At 49.0% G+C, this 21014-nt stretch carries 19 protein-coding genes; 3 read left to right on the top strand and 16 right to left on the bottom strand.

What is annotated here, in order from left to right; genetic code table 11:
- Window positions 1–14 precede the first annotated feature (14 nt).
- A complete protein-coding gene (locus ACYVF1_RS26155; protein ID WP_461084525.1) occupies window positions 15–743 on the top strand; it encodes an NUDIX hydrolase in 729 nt (242 codons plus the stop codon).
- Between the two features lie 62 nt (window positions 744–805).
- Here ACYVF1_RS26155 and ACYVF1_RS26150 read toward each other — a convergent pair whose 3' ends face one another.
- Window positions 806–1693 (bottom strand): dienelactone hydrolase family protein, encoded by an 888-nt coding sequence (locus tag ACYVF1_RS26150; protein ID WP_461084524.1) that lies wholly within the window; start codon window positions 1691–1693, stop codon window positions 806–808.
- Window positions 1694–1849: 156 nt separating this feature from the next.
- Complete coding sequence (locus tag ACYVF1_RS26145) at window positions 1850–2521, bottom strand: YceI family protein (protein ID WP_461084522.1); 672 nt, start codon at window positions 2519–2521, stop codon at window positions 1850–1852.
- A 241-nt stretch (window positions 2522–2762) separates the two neighbouring features.
- On the opposite strand from ACYVF1_RS26145, the gene ACYVF1_RS26140 reads away from it, so the two are divergent.
- Entirely contained in the window at window positions 2763–4421 is a 1659-nt protein-coding gene (locus ACYVF1_RS26140) for a carboxylesterase/lipase family protein (RefSeq protein ID WP_461084520.1), read from the top strand.
- Between the two features lie 85 nt (window positions 4422–4506).
- Here the strand turns inward: ACYVF1_RS26140 and ACYVF1_RS26135 are convergent, their stop codons facing one another.
- The 11 genes from ACYVF1_RS26135 to ACYVF1_RS26085 form a co-directional block, all read right to left on the bottom strand.
- Window positions 4507–4875, bottom strand: a complete 369-nt coding sequence (locus ACYVF1_RS26135; RefSeq protein ID WP_461084518.1) for a nuclear transport factor 2 family protein — start codon at window positions 4873–4875, stop codon at window positions 4507–4509.
- Between the two features lie 233 nt (window positions 4876–5108).
- On the bottom strand, window positions 5109–5654 hold the full coding sequence (locus tag ACYVF1_RS26130; RefSeq protein ID WP_461084516.1) for a DUF4136 domain-containing protein: 546 nt from the start codon (window positions 5652–5654) through the stop codon (window positions 5109–5111).
- 90 nt (window positions 5655–5744) lie between these two features.
- Window positions 5745–6956, bottom strand: a complete 1212-nt coding sequence (gene uxuA / locus ACYVF1_RS26125) for a mannonate dehydratase (RefSeq protein WP_461084514.1) — start codon at window positions 6954–6956, stop codon at window positions 5745–5747.
- Between the two features lie 112 nt (window positions 6957–7068).
- Entirely contained in the window at window positions 7069–8373 is a 1305-nt protein-coding gene (locus ACYVF1_RS26120; protein ID WP_461084849.1) for an MFS transporter, read from the bottom strand.
- A 149-nt stretch (window positions 8374–8522) separates the two neighbouring features.
- Window positions 8523–9803: a mandelate racemase/muconate lactonizing enzyme family protein gene (locus tag ACYVF1_RS26115; RefSeq protein WP_461084512.1), complete on the bottom strand. Its 1281-nt coding sequence runs from the start codon at window positions 9801–9803 to the stop codon at window positions 8523–8525.
- Window positions 9804–9940: 137 nt separating this feature from the next.
- Entirely contained in the window at window positions 9941–10885 is a 945-nt protein-coding gene (locus tag ACYVF1_RS26110) for an RraA family protein (protein WP_461084510.1), read from the bottom strand.
- A 99-nt stretch (window positions 10886–10984) separates the two neighbouring features.
- A complete protein-coding gene (locus ACYVF1_RS26105) occupies window positions 10985–12358 on the bottom strand; it encodes a pectate lyase family protein (protein WP_461084508.1) in 1374 nt (457 codons plus the stop codon).
- An 84-nt stretch (window positions 12359–12442) separates the two neighbouring features.
- Entirely contained in the window at window positions 12443–12865 is a 423-nt protein-coding gene (locus tag ACYVF1_RS26100) for an OsmC family protein (RefSeq protein ID WP_461084506.1), read from the bottom strand.
- A gap of 142 nt (window positions 12866–13007) precedes the next feature.
- Entirely contained in the window at window positions 13008–13592 is a 585-nt protein-coding gene (locus ACYVF1_RS26095) for a hypothetical protein (protein ID WP_461084504.1), read from the bottom strand.
- 57 nt (window positions 13593–13649) lie between these two features.
- Entirely contained in the window at window positions 13650–15731 is a 2082-nt protein-coding gene (locus ACYVF1_RS26090) for a glycoside hydrolase family 97 protein (RefSeq protein WP_461084502.1), read from the bottom strand.
- 234 nt (window positions 15732–15965) lie between these two features.
- On the bottom strand, window positions 15966–16529 hold the full coding sequence (locus tag ACYVF1_RS26085) for a DUF3841 domain-containing protein (RefSeq protein WP_461084500.1): 564 nt from the start codon (window positions 16527–16529) through the stop codon (window positions 15966–15968).
- A 406-nt stretch (window positions 16530–16935) separates the two neighbouring features.
- Here ACYVF1_RS26085 and ACYVF1_RS26080 point away from each other — a divergent pair, with 406 nt between their 5' ends.
- Window positions 16936–17664, top strand: coding sequence for a LytR/AlgR family response regulator transcription factor (locus tag ACYVF1_RS26080; RefSeq protein WP_461084498.1), 729 nt, complete (start codon window positions 16936–16938; stop codon window positions 17662–17664).
- Window positions 17665–17727: 63 nt separating this feature from the next.
- Here ACYVF1_RS26080 and ACYVF1_RS26075 read toward each other — a convergent pair whose 3' ends face one another.
- The 3 genes from ACYVF1_RS26075 to uxaC all read right to left on the bottom strand — a co-directional run bounded on the left by ACYVF1_RS26075 (window position 17728) and on the right by uxaC (window position 20983).
- Window positions 17728–18396 (bottom strand): beta/alpha barrel domain-containing protein, encoded by a 669-nt coding sequence (locus ACYVF1_RS26075; protein ID WP_461084496.1) that lies wholly within the window; start codon window positions 18394–18396, stop codon window positions 17728–17730.
- Window positions 18397–18404: 8 nt separating this feature from the next.
- The gene (locus ACYVF1_RS26070; protein WP_461084847.1) at window positions 18405–19433 is read right to left on the bottom strand and encodes a sugar kinase; all 1029 of its coding nucleotides are present in this window, start codon (window positions 19431–19433) and stop codon (window positions 18405–18407) included.
- A 119-nt stretch (window positions 19434–19552) separates the two neighbouring features.
- Window positions 19553–20983: a glucuronate isomerase gene (uxaC, locus tag ACYVF1_RS26065; protein ID WP_461084494.1), complete on the bottom strand. Its 1431-nt coding sequence runs from the start codon at window positions 20981–20983 to the stop codon at window positions 19553–19555.
- Between the last annotated feature and the right edge of the window lie 31 nt (window positions 20984–21014).

Genomic DNA, 21014 nt, shown 5'->3' with positions numbered 1-21014 from the left:
ACTTACGAATACTCATGCATTCACTTCGTGAACAGAATTATATTCAGCAACTTTCCATTGACTGCGTCATTTTTGGCTATGAAAATCAACAACTTAAGGTTCTGATTTCTACGCTCAAATTTGAAGGCGGGTTTCAGGTTTTGCCCAGCGGATTTATTTATCAGGGTGAAGATGTCGATGAAGCGGCCCGGCGCATTCTGGAGGACCGAACCAGAATTAAAGACACGTACCTGGAGCAGTTTCACGTGTTTGGTAAGGCCGACCGAAGCAGTGTGGCATTTATGGATCGCCTGCTGGAACTTAACCCAGCTATGCAGGTTCAATTGCCCAAAAATCGTCTTGAATATGAATGGTTTACCCGACGTTTTATTTCTATCGGCTACTACGCTCTGGTCGACATGGCCAAGGTAATTCCTCAGATACACGAAATTGACCAGTCTATTGGGTGGTACGATGTCCGACAACTGCCGCCCCTGGTTATGGATCACAAGGAGATTGTGCAAAAAGCCATTGATACGTTGCGGTTAACTGTCGATCAGCGGCTGAGTGCGTTTAGTCTGCTGCCTGAATTGTTTACCATGAAAGACATACAGGAAGTGTACGAAGCGATTTATGATAAGCCTTTTGCCCGCAATAATTTCCAGAAGAAGATTCTGGATATGAACGTATTGGAACGGCTTGAGAAGAAATTTACGGGCGCTGCCAACAAGGCACCGTACTTATATCGATTGATAAAACAGTAGAAACAAAACCTAAAAGTTATAGAGCCAGGGCATGCCCTGGCTCTATAACTTTCCAACCCGCACTACGTTAGTTTCGCTTTAAAAAAGTCGATGGTACGTTGCCAGGCCAGTTCGGCTGCGGCTTTGTCGTAACGCGGGGTTGTGTCGTTATGGAAGCCGTGATTGGCATTTGGATACATGTATTCCGTATACTCTTTGTTATTTTGTTTTAAGGCCGCTTCATAGGCGGGCCAGCCTTCATTGACGCGAGTATCCAACGCACCGTAATGAATTAGTAAAGGGGCTTTTATTTTGGGTACATCTTCGGCCGCTGGTTGACCGCCATAAAATGGAACGGCGGCTGCTAAACCGGGTATACGTACCGCCATCATGTTGGAAATCCACCCACCAAAACAGAAACCCACTACACCAATTTTGCCGTTGCAGTTCTTGTCGGCTTTCAGGTAATCATAAGCCGCAATAAAATCTTCCAGCATTTCGTCTCGGTTACGTTTGGCCTGCATTTCACGCCCGGCGTCGTCATTACCGGGGTAGCCGCCCAGCGGGGTCAGCGCATCCGGAGCAATTGAAATAAATCCGGCCAGTGCAGCTCGCCTTGCTACGTCGGCGATGTGCGGATTTAGACCACGATTTTCATGAACGACGACGATGCCTCCAAGGGGTTTTTTCGCATCGGCGGGCATCGACAGCAAGGCTTTGATACTTTTTCCTCCTTTTGGCGATGGATACGTAACGTAGTCGGATTTTAAGCGCGGGTCATCGGCTTTTATTTGGATAGCTCCCAAATAATCGGGCATTAGAAAGCTCATTAGCGACGCTACCGTAATTCCGCCCACGGCGTAGGTCGAAAGTTTCTGCACAAAGTCGCGCCGGTCAATTCGGCTATGGGCGTAGTCATCGTAAAGGTCAAAAACTTCCTGTTTGATGTCTTCTTTTTTAATTTCGCTCATGTTGGTTGGTCTTGGGGTTTGAGTAAAGTTACTACATCAATTGTCTGAAATGTTTATCTGGTATTTAACTATGGTTCACTAAGGGATAGAAAAAAGGTCATTTTATTATTCCCCAGCCTGATTGGAATAATAAAATGACCTTTTTTAAGCCGTAGCTTACATAGATGCTTTGTTGGCTATAATTTTTAAATCCAGCGCGAACGTATCGTCAATAATTTTGTCGGCAGCCGTACCAATGATGGCCGCCCGGTATTTAATATCATATTCCAGGCGATTAACAACCATCTTAGCCGTTGCTTGTGCTACGTTGCCGTTGATGTTCACCGTAGCTGGAAACGTCTGGGGTTTGGTAATGTCTTTGATGGTCAGATCGCCACTGACGGTATAGTTGGGTTCGCCCGCTTTGGCTCCTGCAATGGGTTTCACGTCTGTAATTTTAAACGTAGCGGTTGGATATTTTTCCACGCCAAAAAAATCTTCGCTTTTCAGGTGATTGACCAACCGTTCGTTAAATGGATTCGATTCCCCTTTGTCGGTGTCGCGCATGGTTGTCATATCGGCCACGAAGGTTCCTCCCGTAAGTTTATTGCCGTCGGCCATAAGTTGGCCTTTTGCCATTTTTACGATACCATCATGTTTGCCCGTCACTTTTTTAGCGTTCCAAGTGATGGTACTCTGCGCCGGGTCGACGGTATACGTAACGGCTTTCGCTACGTTCTTACGAATAGCCGATTTTGCCGGGGAATCTCCAACGCCGATAGTAGCCAACGTAGTGCCGGTGAGAAGCATAACTGCCAGCGTTGCATGTAAAATCAGGTTATTCTGCATGGTTACTTAATTTGTTAAATGGTTATTAGAAGAAAGTCATTACTTGCATTAACTGCCAATGATAAGTATTAATTGTTAACAGGCAGAGTTTTAATCATTTGTTGAATCTGTATAAGTAGGGTATACCCTGTTTTTACGGGTTTGGCACTACGGTATCATTCGCTTCTGACATACGCCTGTTGATATGCTTAGATTACCGACGCTTTGCGCTTTAGTATCTGATTCTTAACGAAACGTTCTCATGAAAGCGACAAGACGTAATTTTCTTCATTTATTTGGCGCTGGTGTGGCCGGGCTGGGTGTAACCCAGGAAACCATAGCTGCTACGTCGCGCCCGCCCAAACTTGTCAAGCCAACGGCCGACGAGCAAATTCTGTTTGTGGGCGATAATATCGCCATTGCCAAGACTGAATATGGCAAAGTGCGTGGATTTATCCTGCGCGGTATACACCAGTTTTTGGGGATTCCTTACGGCGCTGATACAGCTGGGAAAAACCGGTTTATGCCGCCCCAGAAACCCGCTTCCTGGACCGATGTCCGGCCGACGCTTTGGTGGGGTAACTCAGCTCCGCAGATTATGGAGAAACGTTACGCTAATGTATACGCTTCGTTCGTGGATCATTGGAACTACGACGACGTATCGGAAGATTGCCTCAAACTGAACGTCTGGACGCCCGCGCTGGATTCGCAGAAGCGCCCGGTGGTGGTCTGGCTGCACGGCGGGGGATTTGTGAACGGAAACGGTATTGAGCAGGATGGCTATCATGGTGAAAACCTGTCGCGGCTGGGCAACGTAGTGTTCTGTTCGCTTAATCACCGGCTCGGTGCGCTGGGCTACACGCACCTGAAAGCGGCTGGCGGGCATGAGGCATCCGGCAACGTAGGGAATTTGGACATGGTAGCTGCCCTCGAATGGGTAAAAAACAACATCGCCAATTTCGGGGGTGACCCCAACAACGTAACGATTATCGGTCAGTCGGGTGGGGGGGCTAAAGTCACTACGTTGATGAATATGCCGTCGGCGAAAGGGCTGTTTCACAAAGCCGTTTGCCTAAGCGGAAACTCATTAACTGGCGTTAACAAGGAATACGCTGAAAAGCTGGGGCTGAAAGTGATGGAAGAAGCGGGCCTGAAACCCGGCGAAATCGACAAACTCCAGCAGATTCCGTGGCGGCAGTACATCGACATCGCCAATCGCGCCGTCGACAAAATGGCCGACGAAGCCAAACGGATGAATATGCAACGCGGGGGGTATTCACCCGTTGCCGATGGTACGTACCTGAACGGTGATACGTTCTTCAAAGATCCCAATCATTTCTCGGCCAATATTCCGCTGATGATCTGCTCTACGTTCCACGAGCAAAGTCCCAGCCGGACGGATTCGACGCTAGAGAAAATTACGCTGGCTGAGGTGAAGGAAAAAATCAAACCTCGTTTTGGTGAAAAATCGGGCGAGATTGTAGACGCCTACGCCAAGAATTTCCCGAAAGCGAAACCCGTTGAAATTTGGGCGTTGGTAATGTCGAATCGAAAAAATGCCGTTGCTGCCGCCGATGCTAAAGTTTCGCAGCAGAAAGCGCCCGTATACGTAGCATGGTTTGGCTGGCAACCGCCCCTGTTCGATGGCCGGATGCGGGCTTTCCACTGCGACGATATTTGTTTCTGGTTCTACAACACCGATCTGATGCTCACCCACACGGGCGGAGGCAAACGGCCCAGAGCGTTGTCGGAGAAGATGGCTGGCTCGTTCCTGAATTTTGTAAAAACCGGTAATCCGAACGGCGGAGGGCTACCAACCTGGAAACCCTATACCACTCAAAACGGCGAAACGATGGTGCTGGATGATTCGCCAATGCTGGTCAACGACCCCGACCGCGAAGCGCGGAAAGCATTAGCGTAATAGAGTTGATTAATCACGTAGTAGCCTGTCATTACGTAACGACAGGCTACTACGTGATTAAAATGGTACTATCTAGTTGGCCTGATCAGTTATTGGGCTCGTCTAAATATAGATACAGCTCCCTAATAAGTCCATTTGCGATGATGGCAATATCCATGCCGCTGGCCACAGGTGGCGCATCAGCCGCTCCGAGTGTCCAGGATACCTGACTAACCCCGTGATTGATGACCGCTGGTTTGGTAAGCGCAAACACAAATTCGGGCGGCCATTGGGCTTGCAATGATTTGATAAGTGTGTCAATCGCCTGATACCCTTTGATAGCTTCTCCCTGATCGGTTTCGTAAAATATAATGTCAGGGGCATAAATCTGTTGCATCACATCGAGCCGCTTTTCATCACTACGTTCACTCCACACCTTCAGGAGACTATCCTCCAATAATTGCTTGTCAGTCATGCTTGCTTGGGTTTAAAGCGACCAGTATCATTTTAAAACCAAAAATACGGTCAAAATTAAACGCACACCTACCTGAATCAGGCGGGGCCCGCCGATTGCTACGTTATTTGTCGGCTTAGTAGGATCAACAATGCCTGTAGTTGAGATTACGTCCGGCCCGCCCCATACATACACTATTTGCTGCAACCGCGAACCGATTAGTGGCGAGGAATATTTGTCGTGACTTCATTCCGTTATCCCGGAAATTTCTCAAAAAGTTTCGCCACTGCCTTGTTGAGCTGTTCAGGCGAAAGACTCTGCCGATTAAGCACACTCGACAGGGCTACATCCCACACTAACGCGTTTTTCTGAGCGTCCACTACGTGCAAATTAACCGTTCCTTCTTCGTACGTACCAACCGGTACCTCCTGACTTTGCCAGTGATAACGCCGTTGCCCGATGTAACGCGGAGCCTCCTGAATAGTGGTCGTGCGGGTTTGTGTTCGCTCCTGAACCACCGCCCCCAGATTAACCAGTAAATCAGGATTATCCTTTGTAGGTTGGTAACCCCGGTTCCGAAGTTCGGTCGCAACGGCCTGCTTTAGTTGCTCCATAGCCGACCGGTACGTTATTGTCCGAGGGTTGTCGCTCAGGCGGGCTGTATCCAGAAACGCATACGTGCGGTAAGCCGACCACGTAGCTGCTTTATCTGACTGATTGCGAGTGATTTTGTAAGAAGAACAGGCTGTCAGTAAACCCAAAAATAGGCAAGTGATGATAATGCCAAATTGTTTTCTCATAACGAATAGCTGTTTTAATAATAACAATTCGTCATGGATTTTTGTGCGAAAACTAGGGCGTAATTAAGGGAAGAGTACGGCTAGTTTGAGTTACTCCAGCGAACGTAGTATTCCAAGTTCCAGCCCCCGGAGTTCGGCCAAACCGCGTAGCCGACCGATGGCTGAATAACCCGGATACGTCTTTTTGTGCAAATCGTCGAGCATCTGATGGCCGTGATCGGGGCGCATCGGAATGGACGTAACGCCGACCCCCATTTTCTCGCGCCGTTTCTGTTCCAGCACAATCGCTTTGATGACCGCGTACATATCGACATCGCCTTCGAGATGATCGGCTTCGTGGAAGTTATGACGTCCGGCTATTACGTTCTCAGCTTCACGTTTGGTAGTTCGCAAGTGAATGAAGTGAATTCGTTCGCCGAAACGCTCGATCATACCGGGCAAATCGTTGTCGGCGCGGATGCCTAGCGAACCCGTGCAGAACGTAATACCGTTGGCCGTTACGTTGCTGGCTTCCATCAATTGGGCCAAATCGGCTTTAGTGCTAACGACGCGGGGTAGACCCAGCAATGGGTACGGCGGATCGTCGGGGTGAATGCATAAATTAACGCCAACTTCCTGCGCTACCGGAGCCACTTGCCGAATGAAAGCGTACAAATTGTTTCGTAGTTGCTGATCGCCGATGGTAGCATATTCATCCAGCAAACTCTGAAATGTAGCGAGCGAAAACGCTTCTTCGGAACCGGGCAAGCCTAGCAAAACGATGTTGGTTAATTGGGCAATCTGCTCGGCTGACGAACTGGCGAATTTCTGGCGGGCGGCTTCAATCAATTCGGGTTCGTAATCGGCTTCGGCGTTGGGGCGTTTCAGGATGTACAGGTCGAATAGAACGAAATCTTCCCACACAAAACGTAACGCTCGCGAACCGTCGGGCATCTCGTAACTCAAATTGGTACGCGACCAGTCGAGTACAGGCATGAAATTGTAACAAACCGTTTTGATGCCGCAGGAAGCCAGATTTCGAATCGATTGCTTGTAATTCTCAACGTAGCGCTCGTGGCCGGGGCGCGCCTTTTTGATGGCCTCGTGCACCGGCAAACTTTCGACAACAGCCCAATGCAAACGCGAATACCGATGGTTATCTGCTTCAACTAGTTCAATTCGGCGGTTGATCTCTTCAACGGTCCAAAGTTCGCCTACCGGAATCTGGTGAAGCGCCGTCACAACGCCCGCGCAACCCGCCTGGCGAATGTCCATCAGCGAAACTGGGTCGTTTGGCCCGAACCAGCGCATGGTTTGTAACATAGGGGAACTTACGTAGTAATAGAAAAAAGTCTGTTTATGTATGAAGTATGATATAGGATATATGTTGGGTAGTATTCACGTCATACCTCATATAGCATACTTCATACATCGCCTAACTTTTTTTCACTCTGCTGAAAATGAAGAAGTAAAGGATGCTCCAGGCGATGATGTAGGCAAAGCCGGCGATGTAGAAAATAACGTAGTACCCCTGCGACAGGCTGCTCAATTTGGTGTAGTGATCCAAAATCTGGCCGACGAGCAGCGGGAAGAAGAAACCACTAATCGTTCCCGACATGGTGCCCAAACCGACTACACGACTGATTACGCTTTTCGGAAATTGATCGGCAGCTACGGTGAAAATATTAGCCGACCACGCCTGGTGAGACGCTACCGCCAGCGAGAGAATGCCAATAACCACCCACAAATTATTTACCTGACTGATGAGCATCACCGGCGTTACGCAGATGGCGAACAGAGCCATCGCCCATTGCCGGGCACGCGTCGGGTGCCAGCCACTCTGAATCAATCTGGACGAGAGCCAGCCGCCCCCAACGCTACCAATCGTTGCCGCCAGATAAATCACGATGAGTGGAAGACCCAACTTTTTTAGGTCGAGGCTATAAACTTTTGATAGGTAGGTAGGCAGCCAGAATAGGAAAAACCACCAGATCGGGTCGGTCATGAATTTGCCGCCCATGAAACCCCAGATGGCTTTGTTCGAAAAAATGGGGTAACTCTTGGCCGTACCATCAACAGGAAGTTCGGCAGGAGCAGCATCGGTGATGGTTGTTTCCTCAGTAATGTGCGCTAATTCGGCCTGGTTGACGCCTTTGTGTTTAGTTGGAATGTCATAATACAACCACCAGGCCACAATCCAGAGAAAACCCAACGCACCGGTTATAATAAACGTCATTTGCCAGCCAGCCATCAGAGCCAGCGGAGGAACAACCGCCGGAGCTACCACCGCGCCGATATTAGCACCCGAATTGAAAAAACCGACTGCCGTTGCCCGTTCTTTTTGCGGAAACCATTCAGTAACCGTTTTGATGGAAGCCGGAAAGTTACCAGCCTCACCAATACCCAGCAGAGCCCGCGCCACCATGAAACCGAACGTACCACCCGCCAGCGCATGGGCCATAGCCGCGATGCTCCAGATGAAAATGGCCCAGATGTAGCCCATTTTGGTGCCAATCCGGTCGATGATGTAGCCCGCCAGCAACGTAGTGCCGCCGTAGAAAAAGGTAAATACGGCTACAATGTTGCCGTAATCCGATTCGCTCCAGCCGAACTCCTTTTCCAGAAGAGGTTTCAGCAGACCGATTACCTGACGGTCGAGGTAATTGATGGTCGTTGCCACAAAAAGCAACGTAGCAATTATCCAGCGATAATTCGTTTTGGGGCCTAAAACGTTACCCATTACTGGGCTGGACGTAGCGGCTGAGGAAGTCGGTTTTGAAGTCACTGAGCTAAAAAATTGTTGGCATACTACGTTAAAACACAGTTAACCCGTGAAGCTACTCTCTGATTACTACGTATCGGACGAATAAAAATCACCGAAACCCCGATCTACACAAAGAACGGTACGTCTTTAGGCGCGTATTTTTTCATGCCTTCCTCATTGATTTCCACCCCAATACCTGGCTTGTTTGATACCGGAATAAAGCCTTTTTCAACCATCGGCCCATCAAACGTAACGATTTCTTTGAACATGGGCTCTTCATGGAAATAAATCTGCCACTCCAGTATCAGGAAGTTGGGCACCGAGGCACACACATGGCTCGACGCCATTGCACCCAGATACGACGCTACCATGTGGGGCGCAAACGGAACGTAGTAAAGATTGGCTAAGTTGGCGATACGTTGCGCTTCCCCCAGACCACCCGCTTTTTGCAGATCGGGCATGATGATGTCGACCGCGCCGATTTCGAGTAATTTCCGGAAACCGTGCGCCAGATAATGGTTTTCGCCTGCGCAGATGGGCGTATTTGAGGCTTCCCGGATTTGCTTGTAAGCTTCGGGGTTTTCGGCCGGAATGGGTTCTTCCAGAAACAGCAGGTTCAGCGGTTCCATCATCTTGGCTACCCGCCGACCGGTTGTTACGTCGTAGCGGCCGTGCATATCCACGCAAATGTCGATTTTGGGGCCGACCGCTTTCCGAACGCCAGCAATCTGGTTATACATCCGTTCCAGCTCTCCCTGGCTGGCGGTCCAGTTGTAGGAATCGTATTTGTTAGGGTCGTTACGTTCGTCGATGTCGTATTTTACGGCTGTAAACCCCATATCGACCGCCTTTTTGGCACTTTTTCCGAAAGCGTCGGGACTGGTGTCAGTTTCGCGGTAGGCACCTGTATCGCAGTAAACCCGCACTTTATCGCGAAATTTTCCGCCCAAAAGTTGATAAACCGGCATGCCAAGCGCTTTACCGGTCAGATCCCAGAGGGCCGTTTCAATCGCCGACAGTACGGAAATGTAGATACCCGCCTGTGCTCCCTCGAAAAAGCCCGATTTTCGAACGTCTTCAAACAGCCGATTTACATTAAGCGGACTTTTGCCTTTGATACGTTCGCCCATCAGTTTCACCAGGTGATACGTACCAACCGAAGCGTCGACAGCCTCGCCACAACCCCAGATGCCCTGATTGGTATGGATCTTCACGAACAGGCTGTGGCCGTTACGTATGTAGCCGCATTTGATGTCGGTGATTTTTAGGTCAGAGGGAGCCGAGGACTGCGGAGCATGGTTGACGGCAGTTTCGAGGCCTTCCCCAAAACTAGCTAACGCGCTGGCGCTGAAAACACTGGCTAAGGCACTCTTGGTTAAAAAAGATCGTCGGGAGGTTGGTTTCATGAGAGGTGAAGTTAAGGTTGTTACAAACAGGGAAGTTGTAAAGTTGTAGGGTTATAGAGTTGTAAAGTTATATCGTACATGGAACCAACTTTACAACTCTATAACCCTACAACTTTACAACTTCTCTATCCATCGAATTACCAGGTACGTGTTTTTAGATAGTCCTGAATTTGCTCTTTCGGAACGGGTAATTTATCGAGATGCGCGTTGAGCCATTGCGAGAAATCTTTCTCAATTTCATCTGACCATCGCGAGTCGATCTGGCCGGGCGTATATTTCTGCTCCCGCAAACGTAGGTGCCCAAACATGTCGCGTAAGCGGATGATTTCGGACGTTTTAACCACTTTTTCGGCCAGATGTGGCGGGATGAAACACACGCCACCATCGCGTCCCAGCACGATGTCGCCGGGCATCACCATCACTTTGCCGATACGTGTCGGGCGATTAATTCCTACCAACGTAGTGTTCAAGTCACCTTCGGGATTGTGGTGAGAAGGGTGATAACTGCGGAAATAAGACGTAAACCCGCCGATTTCTTTCAGCCCCGCTACGTCGCGGACTGCCCCTTCGTAGACGATTCCGTTGCCGGTTTTCGCGTAAATAGAATTGCCCAGATTGTCGCCAATTGTGGGACCATCTTCGTGCATACCGAACTGATCCACCACGTACACATCACCTTTCGTGAGCATGTCGATGGGCCACGCATTCTGCGATTTCACCCGCCCGTCTTTGTTATGACCTTTTTCGTCGGTGACTCGGTGAACGTCCGGGCGACCGGGCATGAACGTAGCAGTTAACGCTCTGCCTACCAGTACGCTATCAGGGTTGATCGTTTGCCAGCCACCGGCGAATTGGTAGCGGTATTTTTCGCCTTTTAGGACCGCCCAGGCTTCTTCCTGCGTAACAAGTTTCATCCGTTTAAGGATGGCGTCGGAAACTTTTGGGCGTCCGTCGGGAAAGCGTTCGCCTTTCCAGTCGGGGGTTAAGAAAATGAGTTCTTCTTTCGAAATCTGCTGGCAAAAGGCAAGCGTCGTCCAGGCGCTTATTGTCAACAAGGCCACCAGCGTAAGTAGCGGTTTCATCTAGGCGTAAGGTTGGTTTAGGATTCGGTTCAGATAAGACACCGTGTAAACACTTCTACCCTTAAACGGTACCTCAGCTTGACAAAAAACAGTTCATGACTAAAGTGCAGCAACCAAACTATTCAAATACATTTCGACATTCGAATACTGTTCATCCAGCGTGAATAAACTCGCATCATCTGCGCTGTTGGGGTTTAGACCTTTGGCGGTTTCCCACGTATCAGGCATGCCATCGGCGTCGGTATCGGTAGGAGCAGAAGTTTGTTTCAGAGTCGGCCATCCACCAACGTCGGACTGCGTATCAACGATGCCTTTATGATCTCGGCCGAACGTAGCGTTCCCTAGTCGAACTTCGTTTATAATGCGATTATCAACAGCATCGCGTCGGAGACTGGCACCAGCTTTGGCAAGCACCTGTTCATAAGCCTGCTGCGCGGTCTGCTCTGTAATATGTTCGACGAAAAAGGGAACTTTAGCTAGTACTGAATCAAGCGGAGCACCCTGAACACCACCCGCCAGATTGTCGCTGGTAATACGTTCATCTCCAGCCACTAAATTGCCTGTTACGTAGAATTTCCCGTACGGCTTAAAGGGGTTGATGATACGGCTGCGTAACGTATCACGTGTAACCGGCCCCGCTTTGTAATAATTGTTGACCAGGTTATGATTGCCCCGTTCACCACCGTAAGCACTGTTAATTTCCCAATTGTAGATGACGTTATTTCGGAAATCGACTATTTCGCGTTTAGGTTGTTTATGGTAGCGCGCGCCACAGAAACGGGGCGTCCGGCTGTGCTGGTGGGCGATCAGGTTATGATGGAACGTAGCGCCCAAACCACCCCAAATACCGCCGTATCCGTGAGCCCCTTTTTCGTGAACCGACTTGTTCAGACTTTCGCCGATAAGGCACCACTGCATTGTAAAATTCTCGTTATCGTAGAACGAAGCGCATTCGTCGGTGGCCCAGCTCATGGAGCAATGATCGATGATAATTCGCTTCTGGCGAAGGCCCGTGATGGCATCGTCCTGTTGTTTTGCCTCATCGCCCAGACGGAAACGCATGTAGCGGATGATGATGTTATCGGCTTCAATACCAAGGTTGTAGTTCTTTAAGCAGATACCATCGCCCGGCGCCGATTGACCCGCAATAGTCAGATTGCCCTGACGAATGAGAATTTTTGATTTCAGGGCAATGGTGCCCGATACGGCAAACACAATGATACGTGGTCCACGAAATTCGATGGCTTCCCGGAAACTACCCGGACCACTATCGTCGAGATTCTTGACGATTAATACCTTACCGCCCCGTCCACCACTAGTGTACTGACCAAATCCTTCGGCTCCCGGAAACGCGAGCGATTTAGAAAAACCAGACTGACCTAACGTAGCAAATGGCAGAAAAAGACTGACTAAAACAACGACGTGCCAAAGCTGCCAACGTATCGTTTGAGAGAAGATTTTACGGAATTTCATACGTTGCTACGTTACATACAGACTAGTAACGAAAAAGCCAGGTTGCCCCGGCTTTTTACTTTTATAATCGTTTATTTTTACCTGTTACGCCAAACTCGCTTCAACGGTAATTTTCGTGTTGAAAAGTTTGGAAATCGGGCAGTTGGCTTCGGCATCGTCGACCAGCTCCTGAAATTTTGCCTGATCGATACCGGGAACGCTGGCCGTTACAACCAGGTGCGATTCGGTGATACTGCCACTCTCTGGATCGAGGGTGATGGTGCATTTTGTGTCAATCGAATCGGCTGTAAAACCGGCTCCCTGGAGATTAAAGGCCAGTTTCATGGAGAAACAGCCCGCGTGCGCTGCGCCTACTAATTCTTCAGGATTGGTGCCTACACCGTCGGCGAAGCGGGTGTTGAAGGAATATTGTGTTTGATTAAGTACGGTACTGGCAGTTGATACAGTGCCTTTTCCATCTTTGCCTGATCCTTCCCAGTGGGCGGAGGCATTCCGTTTGATTGGCATAATAACTGAATGTTAAATGGTTGTCGAGATGTTTGTTATTCTCGTCTTGAGTGGGCCAAAATAGTGGGTCTTTGTTGAATTAATCAACCATTTTTTAATTCCTTATTGTCCGGCTACACTTCGTCTGAAGCCAGAAGTTGTCTTATTTCTGCAAACGCGCTATAAAACGACCATTTCGAAAGCGAACCGTTTTAGCCGATTGCGACGTAAGCATCAGTTCAAAATTGCCTTCCACTACGTTCGCCACCGTATCCGCTCTGGTCACTTCAATCCAGCCACTGTCTGGGCCTTTTGCCGTGTATGATGCAAAAATCGCATCGCCACCAATGATAAGACCATAACTGGCACCTGTCAGCGGATAGGGTGAGCAGGTGGTTAGGTCGGTCATGGTATATTTGCCAAGCGCTAATGGCACTTTCTCAATAGTGAGGTGCTGGGTTGTATTACAGGGTCCAACGCAATCGTAAAGAGCGGCTTCTCTGGCTCCTTTGGGATAAGGGAGTTCATTCGATACGTATAAAGTAAATCGGTTCAGTCGACAAGCCTCACCCGCTACTGGGAATACGCGACTCGCGATACCGCGTCCATACCAGGTTGAATCGTTTAGCAAAGCCGTTACGTTCTTGGTGCCTTCAGGACCATCTGGCGTGAGCAGTAAGTCTTTGTCGGAGCGCGAACAGGCTAAAAAACAAATCAGTAATCCCAGATATAGTAGTTGAATTTTCATAACTGTGGCGATTTTATTCCAAAGACTCAGCAACAGCTATTTTAGTTGGAACGCCATTTATTTTCTGATAAATTGAATGGCGCAGCCGCCCCCTTTGGCTAGGTGAATTGGAAGTTTGGTTTTACTATTCACGGGCTTCTTTTCAATAACGTAGGCTTCTGGGTTAGCCTGCCAATCGGCGGTGAGGGCATCGCGATAAATTGTGGCTTCGTAGTTTTTGCCCGGCTCTAAAAAATCCAGCCCGATGGCAATGTCGCGGCTGTTTTCATCGGTGATGGCGCCCAGATACCAACTGTCTTTCCCTTTGCTTTTACGGGCAATCGTGATGTAATCGCCGGGTTCGGCGGCAATAATTTTGGTGTCGTCCCAATCCACTGGTACGTCGCGGATGAACTGGAACGCATCTAGATGCTGTTCGTAGTTTTCGGGTAAATCGGCCGCCATTTGCAGTGGACTGTAGATTGTTACGTAGAGCGCCAGTTGTTTTGCTAACGTAGTACGAACCCGCGTAGTACGTGTTTTATCGAACTGGTCGAGCTTGAATCGAAACAGCCCCGGCGTAAAATCCATGGGTCCGCCCAGCAGTCGGGTGAAGGGCAGAATAGTCGTGTGTTCGGGTGTAATGCCGAGTGTCGGCGCATTGTTAAATTCGCTACCCCGAGCGGCTTCACTGGCCATCCAGTTTGGGTACGTACGATGCAGTCCGGTTGGGTGCGCCGACTCGTGCGAATCGACCATTAGTTTGTACTGAGCCGCTTTCTCTGCAACGCGCTGGTAATGACCAACCATCCACTGGCTATCGTGGTGTTCCCCACGCGGAATGATACGTCCTACATACCCCGTTTTTACGGTATTGATACCTTCTTTCTGCATGTACTGAAAAGCGGCATCCATCCGCCGTTCGTAGTTGGTGACGGAGCCAGACGTTTCGTGGTGCATGATGATACGTACCCCTTTCTGCTGCGCGTAATGAGTCAGCGAATCGAGGTTATAGTCGGGGTAGGGGGTTACGAAATCGAATACGTTTTCTTTCCAGTTGCCGAACCAGTCTTCCCAGCCTACGTTCCAGCCTTCGACCAATACGCCGTCGAAACCGTATTTAGCCGCGAAGTCGATGTATTTCGTTACGTTTTGCGTATTGGCACCGTGTTTGCCACCTTTCTTTTCCCAGGTCGCTTTCCCAACGTGCATTTCCCACCACATACCCACAAATTTCTGGGGCTTTATCCACGATGGATCAGTAATGGTTGAGGGTTCGTTGAGGTTCAGAATCAGTTTGGAAGACAACAAATCCGTAGCTCTGTCGCTAACCAGGATCGTACGCCAGGGCGTTTGGGCGGGTGTTTGCAGATACGCTTTATTTCCAACTGCATCGGGCGTCAACTGCGACGTGAACGCCAGTTTCCGCTTATCTACCTGCAAATGCATGACCGGGTAATTAATCAGAGCCGCTTCGTAAATACTGATGTACATCCCGTCGCCGGTTTTCATCAGCAATGGCGACTGGACTGCGTTGGGACCGATGAAGGAAGTCAGCGCGATATCTTTTTCCTTGTCAAATGCTGTTTTTGCGTCAATTTCACTGATTCGGGTTGTGTTGTAGAGGTATTCATTCGTCTCGTAATCGCCCGGTATCCAGAACGTTTTATGATCGCCAGCCAGCGCGAACTGCGTTTTTTCGTCATCGACAATAAAGTGGGTCAGCGACTTCTGCTCTGGTAACTCATACCGGAACCCGATGCCATCGTCAAATACCCGGAATCGAACGACTATCTTGATCGCCATTGTATCCTTACCCGTCAGCGTAAGGGACAGTTCGTCGTAGTGATTTCGGATTTCGCGGACCTCGCCCCAAACCGGTTTCCAGGTTTCGTTTTTAGAAGATGAATCAACTTTGGTAATCGTAAACTGTGTAAGCGACACCTTCGGTTTGCTCAGCACAAAACCAAGGCCCGATGGCTCGATCACCTTTTTGCCTTTGTAGGTCAATTGATACGTTACGATGCCTGTTGGTTGATTAGTGACTGACAGCCGAAGCGCATTGTTGGGCGAAGCGATTGAGAAGGTAGCTTGCCCAAACAGGAACGTAGCAGGCCAGCTCAGTAAGAAGACTAGCAGAAACGGTTTGATAGAGAGCATGTTGGCCAGAATAAAGAAAACGTAGCCAACAATGTAATGTGTTTAGAACAATAGGCAAAAAATATGTGATTATTTTAATTTGGATTTACGCTACTATGAATTAAATAGGCTGATAATCAATTGCTTTGCCTAGATACTGTCAGCGGCTTGCCGCTTCTATAACCTGACACTAGCCAAAGAATCATCGAGAACCCATAAAAGTCAATAAAACGGGCATAAACGATTAGGTTGAAGTTAGACTCTTGCTTTAGGCGAATACCTATAATCATTCGGCTTCAACTTCAGCTCTCTGATTTCTTGCACCCATTCCAGCTTGATATAAGGCAATGTTGCCTGAATAGAATCGTATTTGCTAAACTGGTTTCGCTCCGTTGCGAATAGTTGCTGTTCTATTTTCTTATCGATTTTACCTTCCTGACTGGTCGCGAAAAAGTCATGCAACAGCACATTCCAGGTCCCATACGTAGATAAAATCGCCAATTCTGCTGGGCACTCAAATTCGATCGTTTGTATGCCATTTTCCAGCTCTATATCACTTAGTAAGCATCTGGCAACGAGTAAAGTTGGCGCCTGTTCATAGTGTGTGCATGAGTGCCAGGCCCATATAGGGGCATACTCCGCACAGTCGATATGTCTCGCACTCATCTGGTTAGCCATCCATTGGTACGCCCTTATGAAATAACCGGCTGATGCATAGCGATCCCAACTCGCCTGAAGTATTCCGTTTGTTTTCAGTTCCTGTATCGCTCGAATAGACTGAAATGTCCAAAGCCGATAGGTGGATTTTGGCTTTACCATTGTCTCGCCATTGACGTTTTTATTCAGGATTAAACTTAGTCGATTTCCCTTTTATACCACCTACAATTTTATAGGCAATTGACGAAACGGCAACTCCTCTGAATTGGCCTTCAGGCAAAAGTGCGCCCCAATCTGATTTTTCGGCTGCCAGATTAAGAGCTGCCAGATGCCTTGGAGAATTTTTAAAGAACCTGCGCCGATACTCCACGGGATCGATAAACTGTTCATTACGGCGGTATTGGCTTAAAGAACGTTCAACGCCGATTAGATTTGCTGTATACTGACCAATATAAACTGGATATTCAGCAGGATAGCCAACGTTTTAACGTAGCGTTACGTCTGGAACTGACCGAAATGGCGCAAGCTGCTACGTTGCAAATCGCCTGAAAATCAAAGCTTCGTAACAATGCTGAACTGTGTAATTGTCGACGATGAACCGTTAGCCCGCGAGGGGCTGGCTAGCTACGTTCGGGAAGTTGATTTTCTGCAATTAACGGCTACCTGCGAGAACCCGCTGGGACTTATCAAGGTATTGGAAAAGCAGCCAGTGGACTTAATTTTTCTGGACATTCAGATGCCGAAAATGAGTGGTATCGATTTCCTGAAACTGGTTTCTAAACCGCCGATTGTTGTGATTACCACGGCTTATCCGAGTTTCGCGCTCGAAGGGTTTCAGCTGAACGTACTGGATTATTTGCTGAAACCCATTACGTTCGACCGGTTTTTTAAGTCGGCCAACAAAGCCAGAGAATACCACAAACTCCTGAACCAATCAACCGTGACGGGAGTGCCAAAATCAGAAGACAACGACGACTATTTCTTTGTCAAATGCGGAAATAAATACGAGAAAATCTTCTTCGATGATATTCTGTTTGTAGAAGGTTTACAGAATTACGTAACGATTTTTACGAACAAGGGTAAATACGTAACGTTGCTGAACATGAAGGGTTTAGAGCAGAATATGGACGGTCATACTTTCATCCGTGTGCATAAATCGTACATGGTTTCAATACCTAAAATAGAAGGCATTGAAGGCAATGAGATTTGTATTCAAACTCACCGCATTCCCATCAGCCGAAACTACCGCGATCAGGTTATGAATCAGGTAGTTTCGGATAAATTATGGAAGAAGTAGATATTGCAGCGGTCATCTATTAACCCCTGATTTACAGTATGGGCTGATAGATGGTTGTACCTGCTAGGTTGTCTGGGGAACAAACGGGCTGACAATCTGCACCAGCGAAGCCACACGTTCACGTAGAACGGCTGGATTGGCACCGTCGCCAGCGAATAACTGCGAACCCATACCAACCGCCGTAACGCCCGATTTAAACCAGGCGTTGATGCTTTCGCTAGTTGGTTCAACACCGCCGGTTACCATCAATTTCAGCCAGGGCATCGGGCCTTTGATGGCTTTAATGAAATCGGGGCCCACTACGTTCCCCGGAAATACTTTTACCAGCTTGGCACCCAGCAGTGTAGCCTGATAAATTTCGTTGAGCGTTGAACCAGCGGGCATCCAGGGGACACCTTTTTCCCGACAAAAATCGCCCACGGCAGCTGTCGTAACCGGCTGAACCACAAACGCGGCACCCGCTTCGATGAATTTATTGGCATCTTCCGGCGTCAAAATGGTGCCAATGCCCAGCGCCATATCAGGGCAGTTTTGTGCTACATAGCCAGCGAGTTGCGTGAACACCGGCAAAGCTTTGTCGCCCCGGTTGGTGAATTCAAAAACGCGTAGTCCACCGTCGTAACAGGCTTGCACAATGGCCTGCGCGTGTTCGGCATCAGCGTGGTAAAAAACGGGTACAATCGGATGACTGGTAACCAGTTCGAGAATGGTATCGGAAGAAAATGCGGCCATAGTCGGTTTTAGATTAGCGAAGTGATCATACGTTGACGCTGCTTTATTGCATCGACGGTCTGGTTAGTAGCATCGCCCATTTCCTGCAATTTGCCAAAAGCGGCTTCGGCGGCAAAGTTAAGCACCTCCTGCGGACTGTGTTGCCTGTAAAGCCCATAAATCAATCCCGCCATAAAACAATCGCCACTACCAACGCGGTCAACGACAGAGTCAGTCAACAACTCCGGTGATACGTACTGCTCACCGTCCTGAAACAGGGTGGTATAATACCGGAGGCCGGTTGGCGCTACGTCGAACCGAAACGTATTGGCAACAACTTTACACTTTGGGAAACGCGCCTGAATCGCTTTTGACGTAGTAAGGGCATGTGCTACGTAGTCTGTCTGCTGACCTTTGGCATGAATACCATCATCAACCGGAATGCCCAGCAAGGCATTGGCCGCCCAGATATTCCCCATTACTACGTCGCAATATTGGACAATGCCCGGCATGATATCGACCGGTGAAGCGCCGTACTGCCAGAGTCGCGCCCGGTGATTCAAATCTATCGAAACGGTAATTCCTTTTGCTGACGCAACGCTTACCAACTCCTCACAGGCCGCTGCTACGTCGGCGTTTAAGGCCGGGCTGATGGCGCTGACATGGAGCCAGCTTGTATTTTCCAGAATAGTATTCCAATCAACTTTGCCCGGTTTCAGTTCAGAGAAAGCCGAATAATCGCGGTCGTAAATGACACCCGCGTTTTTCAAATCGGTACCCTGCGGCAGATAATAACAGCCCACCCGCTGCCCGAAACGAACGATGCCCGATGGATCGATTCCCTTGGTCGCTACGTAGCTGATGATGTCATCGGCCAGCGAATTTTGCGGAAGCACCGAGTTGTATTTGACTGGAATTTCCCAGTTTGCCAGCGCCGTTGCTACGTTCAGTTCGGCCCCGCCCACAAAAACGGGCATCGATGTCTGCCGAATCCACTCGCCCTGCGCAATCGGGGAAAACCGCAACAATAATTCACCAAAACAACAAACTTGCATTATGAAAAAGTTGTAAAGTTGTAGTGTTATAGGGTTGTAAAGTTGGCTTCACGGCCGTAAAACTTTACAACCCTATAACACTACAACTTTACAACCGCTCCGGCAGACCGGTCTATAACTTTTCACACCGCCAATTCTTGCGGTTTACTCGTAAAGCCGAAATACGATTTTGCGTTGCCGTAGCAGATGTTTTGCACCACCTGGCCAGTCCATTCCATATCGTCGGGAAGTTCGCCGTTTTCGATGTCGTTGCCCAGAAGATTGCACAGAATCCGGCGGAAATACTCGTGACGCGGATACGACAGAAAACTCCGCGAATCGGTCAGCATTCCGACAAAGCGACTCAGCAAACCCATGTTCGACAGGGCGTTCATTTGCCGCTCCATGCCGTCTTTCTGATCCAGGAACCACCAGCCAGAGCCAAATTGTACTTTTCCGGCTACCGAACCATCGTTGAAATTGCCAATCATCGTAGCAATCAGATCGTTGTCGGCAGGATTCAGATTGTAAATAATGGTTTTAGCTAGTTTATCGTTTGTATCCAGTCGGTCGAGAAAGCGAGACATGGCGCGGGCCTGAGCGAAATCACCGATGCTGTCCCAGCCCGTATCGGGGCCGAGTTGACGTAGCATCCGGCTGTTGTTGTTACGTAGCGCACCGAGGTGAAACTGCTGCGTCCAGCCTTTTTCCCAATCCATTTCTGCCAGATATACCAGCATCGCCGATTTGAACTGTAACACTTCCACACCCGTCAGCTCCGCACCCGAACGAACTTTGCTGAAAATCGCTTTGATTTCACTCTCCGTATAATTTTCGGCGTAAATCTGCTCCAAACCGTGGTCGGAAAGTTTGCAGCCCATTCCCGCAAAGAAATCGTGCCGCTGACGTAGCGCCGTCATAAAATCGTCGAACGTAGCAATTGATACGTTGCTGGCCGCTTCCAGCCGATTGACGTACTGATTGAACGTAGCAGCGCTTTCGACCGTCATCGCTTTGTCGGGGCGGAAGGTGGGCAGTACACCAATTTCGAACCCTTCGTCAGCCAGTTTTTTATGATGTTCCAACGTATCTACAGGATCGTCGGTAGTGCAAACCGTTTCGACGCTCATGCGACGTAGCAGGTTCCGCACCGAAAAATCCGGCGATTGCAGTTGCTCAGTACAAGCATCATAGACCTGTCGAGCATTCTTGCCGTTGAGCGGTTCGGTGAGGCCGAAATACCGCTGTAATTCCAGGTGCGTCCAGTGGTAAAGCGGATTACGGAGCGTATAAGGCACAGTTTCGGCCCACTTCTGAAACTTGCTGAAATCGTCGGCATTGCCCGTGCAATAGCGTTCGTTTACGCCGTTAGTACGCATCGCCCGCCATTTGTAATGGTCGCCGTAGAGCCAGATTTGTGTGATATTGTCAAACTGCTTGTTTTCGGCGATCTGGTCGGGTGGGAGGTGACAATGGTAGTCGATGATCGGCATCGACTTTGCGAAGTCGTGATAAAGCTGCCGGGCCGATTCGGTTTGCAGCAAAAAATCATCGTTCAGAAAGGGCTTTTTCATGATGTTATCTGTGGTAAAAGCGATTGCACAG

It is taken from the genome of Spirosoma flavus (assembly GCF_054778555.1).
This window is presented reverse-complemented; position numbering and strand designations above follow the sequence as displayed.

Coding starts and splice junctions, on each gene's coding strand:
- ACYVF1_RS26155 (WP_461084525.1), top strand. CDS start 15: ATGCATTCACTTCGTGAACAGAATTATATTCAGCAACTTTCCATTGAC.
- ACYVF1_RS26130 (WP_461084516.1), bottom strand. CDS start 5,654: ATGAGAAAACAATTTGGCATTATCATCACTTGCCTATTTTTGGGTTTA.
- ACYVF1_RS26085 (WP_461084500.1), bottom strand. CDS start 16,529: ATGGTAAAGCCAAAATCCACCTATCGGCTTTGGACATTTCAGTCTATT.
- ACYVF1_RS26080 (WP_461084498.1), top strand. CDS start 16,936: ATGCTGAACTGTGTAATTGTCGACGATGAACCGTTAGCCCGCGAGGGG.
- ACYVF1_RS26090 (WP_461084502.1), bottom strand. CDS start 15,731: ATGCTCTCTATCAAACCGTTTCTGCTAGTCTTCTTACTGAGCTGGCCT.
- ACYVF1_RS26150 (WP_461084524.1), bottom strand. CDS start 1,693: ATGAGCGAAATTAAAAAAGAAGACATCAAACAGGAAGTTTTTGACCTT.
- ACYVF1_RS26095 (WP_461084504.1), bottom strand. CDS start 13,592: ATGAAAATTCAACTACTATATCTGGGATTACTGATTTGTTTTTTAGCC.
- ACYVF1_RS26115 (WP_461084512.1), bottom strand. CDS start 9,803: ATGAAACCAACCTCCCGACGATCTTTTTTAACCAAGAGTGCCTTAGCC.
- uxuA (WP_461084514.1), bottom strand. CDS start 6,956: ATGTTACAAACCATGCGCTGGTTCGGGCCAAACGACCCAGTTTCGCTG.
- ACYVF1_RS26100 (WP_461084506.1), bottom strand. CDS start 12,865: ATGCCAATCAAACGGAATGCCTCCGCCCACTGGGAAGGATCAGGCAAA.
- ACYVF1_RS26120 (WP_461084849.1), bottom strand. CDS start 8,373: ATGGGTAACGTTTTAGGCCCCAAAACGAATTATCGCTGGATAATTGCT.
- ACYVF1_RS26110 (WP_461084510.1), bottom strand. CDS start 10,885: ATGAAACCGCTACTTACGCTGGTGGCCTTGTTGACAATAAGCGCCTGG.
- ACYVF1_RS26075 (WP_461084496.1), bottom strand. CDS start 18,396: ATGGCCGCATTTTCTTCCGATACCATTCTCGAACTGGTTACCAGTCAT.
- ACYVF1_RS26140 (WP_461084520.1), top strand. CDS start 2,763: ATGAAAGCGACAAGACGTAATTTTCTTCATTTATTTGGCGCTGGTGTG.
- ACYVF1_RS26105 (WP_461084508.1), bottom strand. CDS start 12,358: ATGAAATTCCGTAAAATCTTCTCTCAAACGATACGTTGGCAGCTTTGG.
- uxaC (WP_461084494.1), bottom strand. CDS start 20,983: ATGAAAAAGCCCTTTCTGAACGATGATTTTTTGCTGCAAACCGAATCG.
- ACYVF1_RS26145 (WP_461084522.1), bottom strand. CDS start 2,521: ATGCAGAATAACCTGATTTTACATGCAACGCTGGCAGTTATGCTTCTC.
- ACYVF1_RS26135 (WP_461084518.1), bottom strand. CDS start 4,875: ATGACTGACAAGCAATTATTGGAGGATAGTCTCCTGAAGGTGTGGAGT.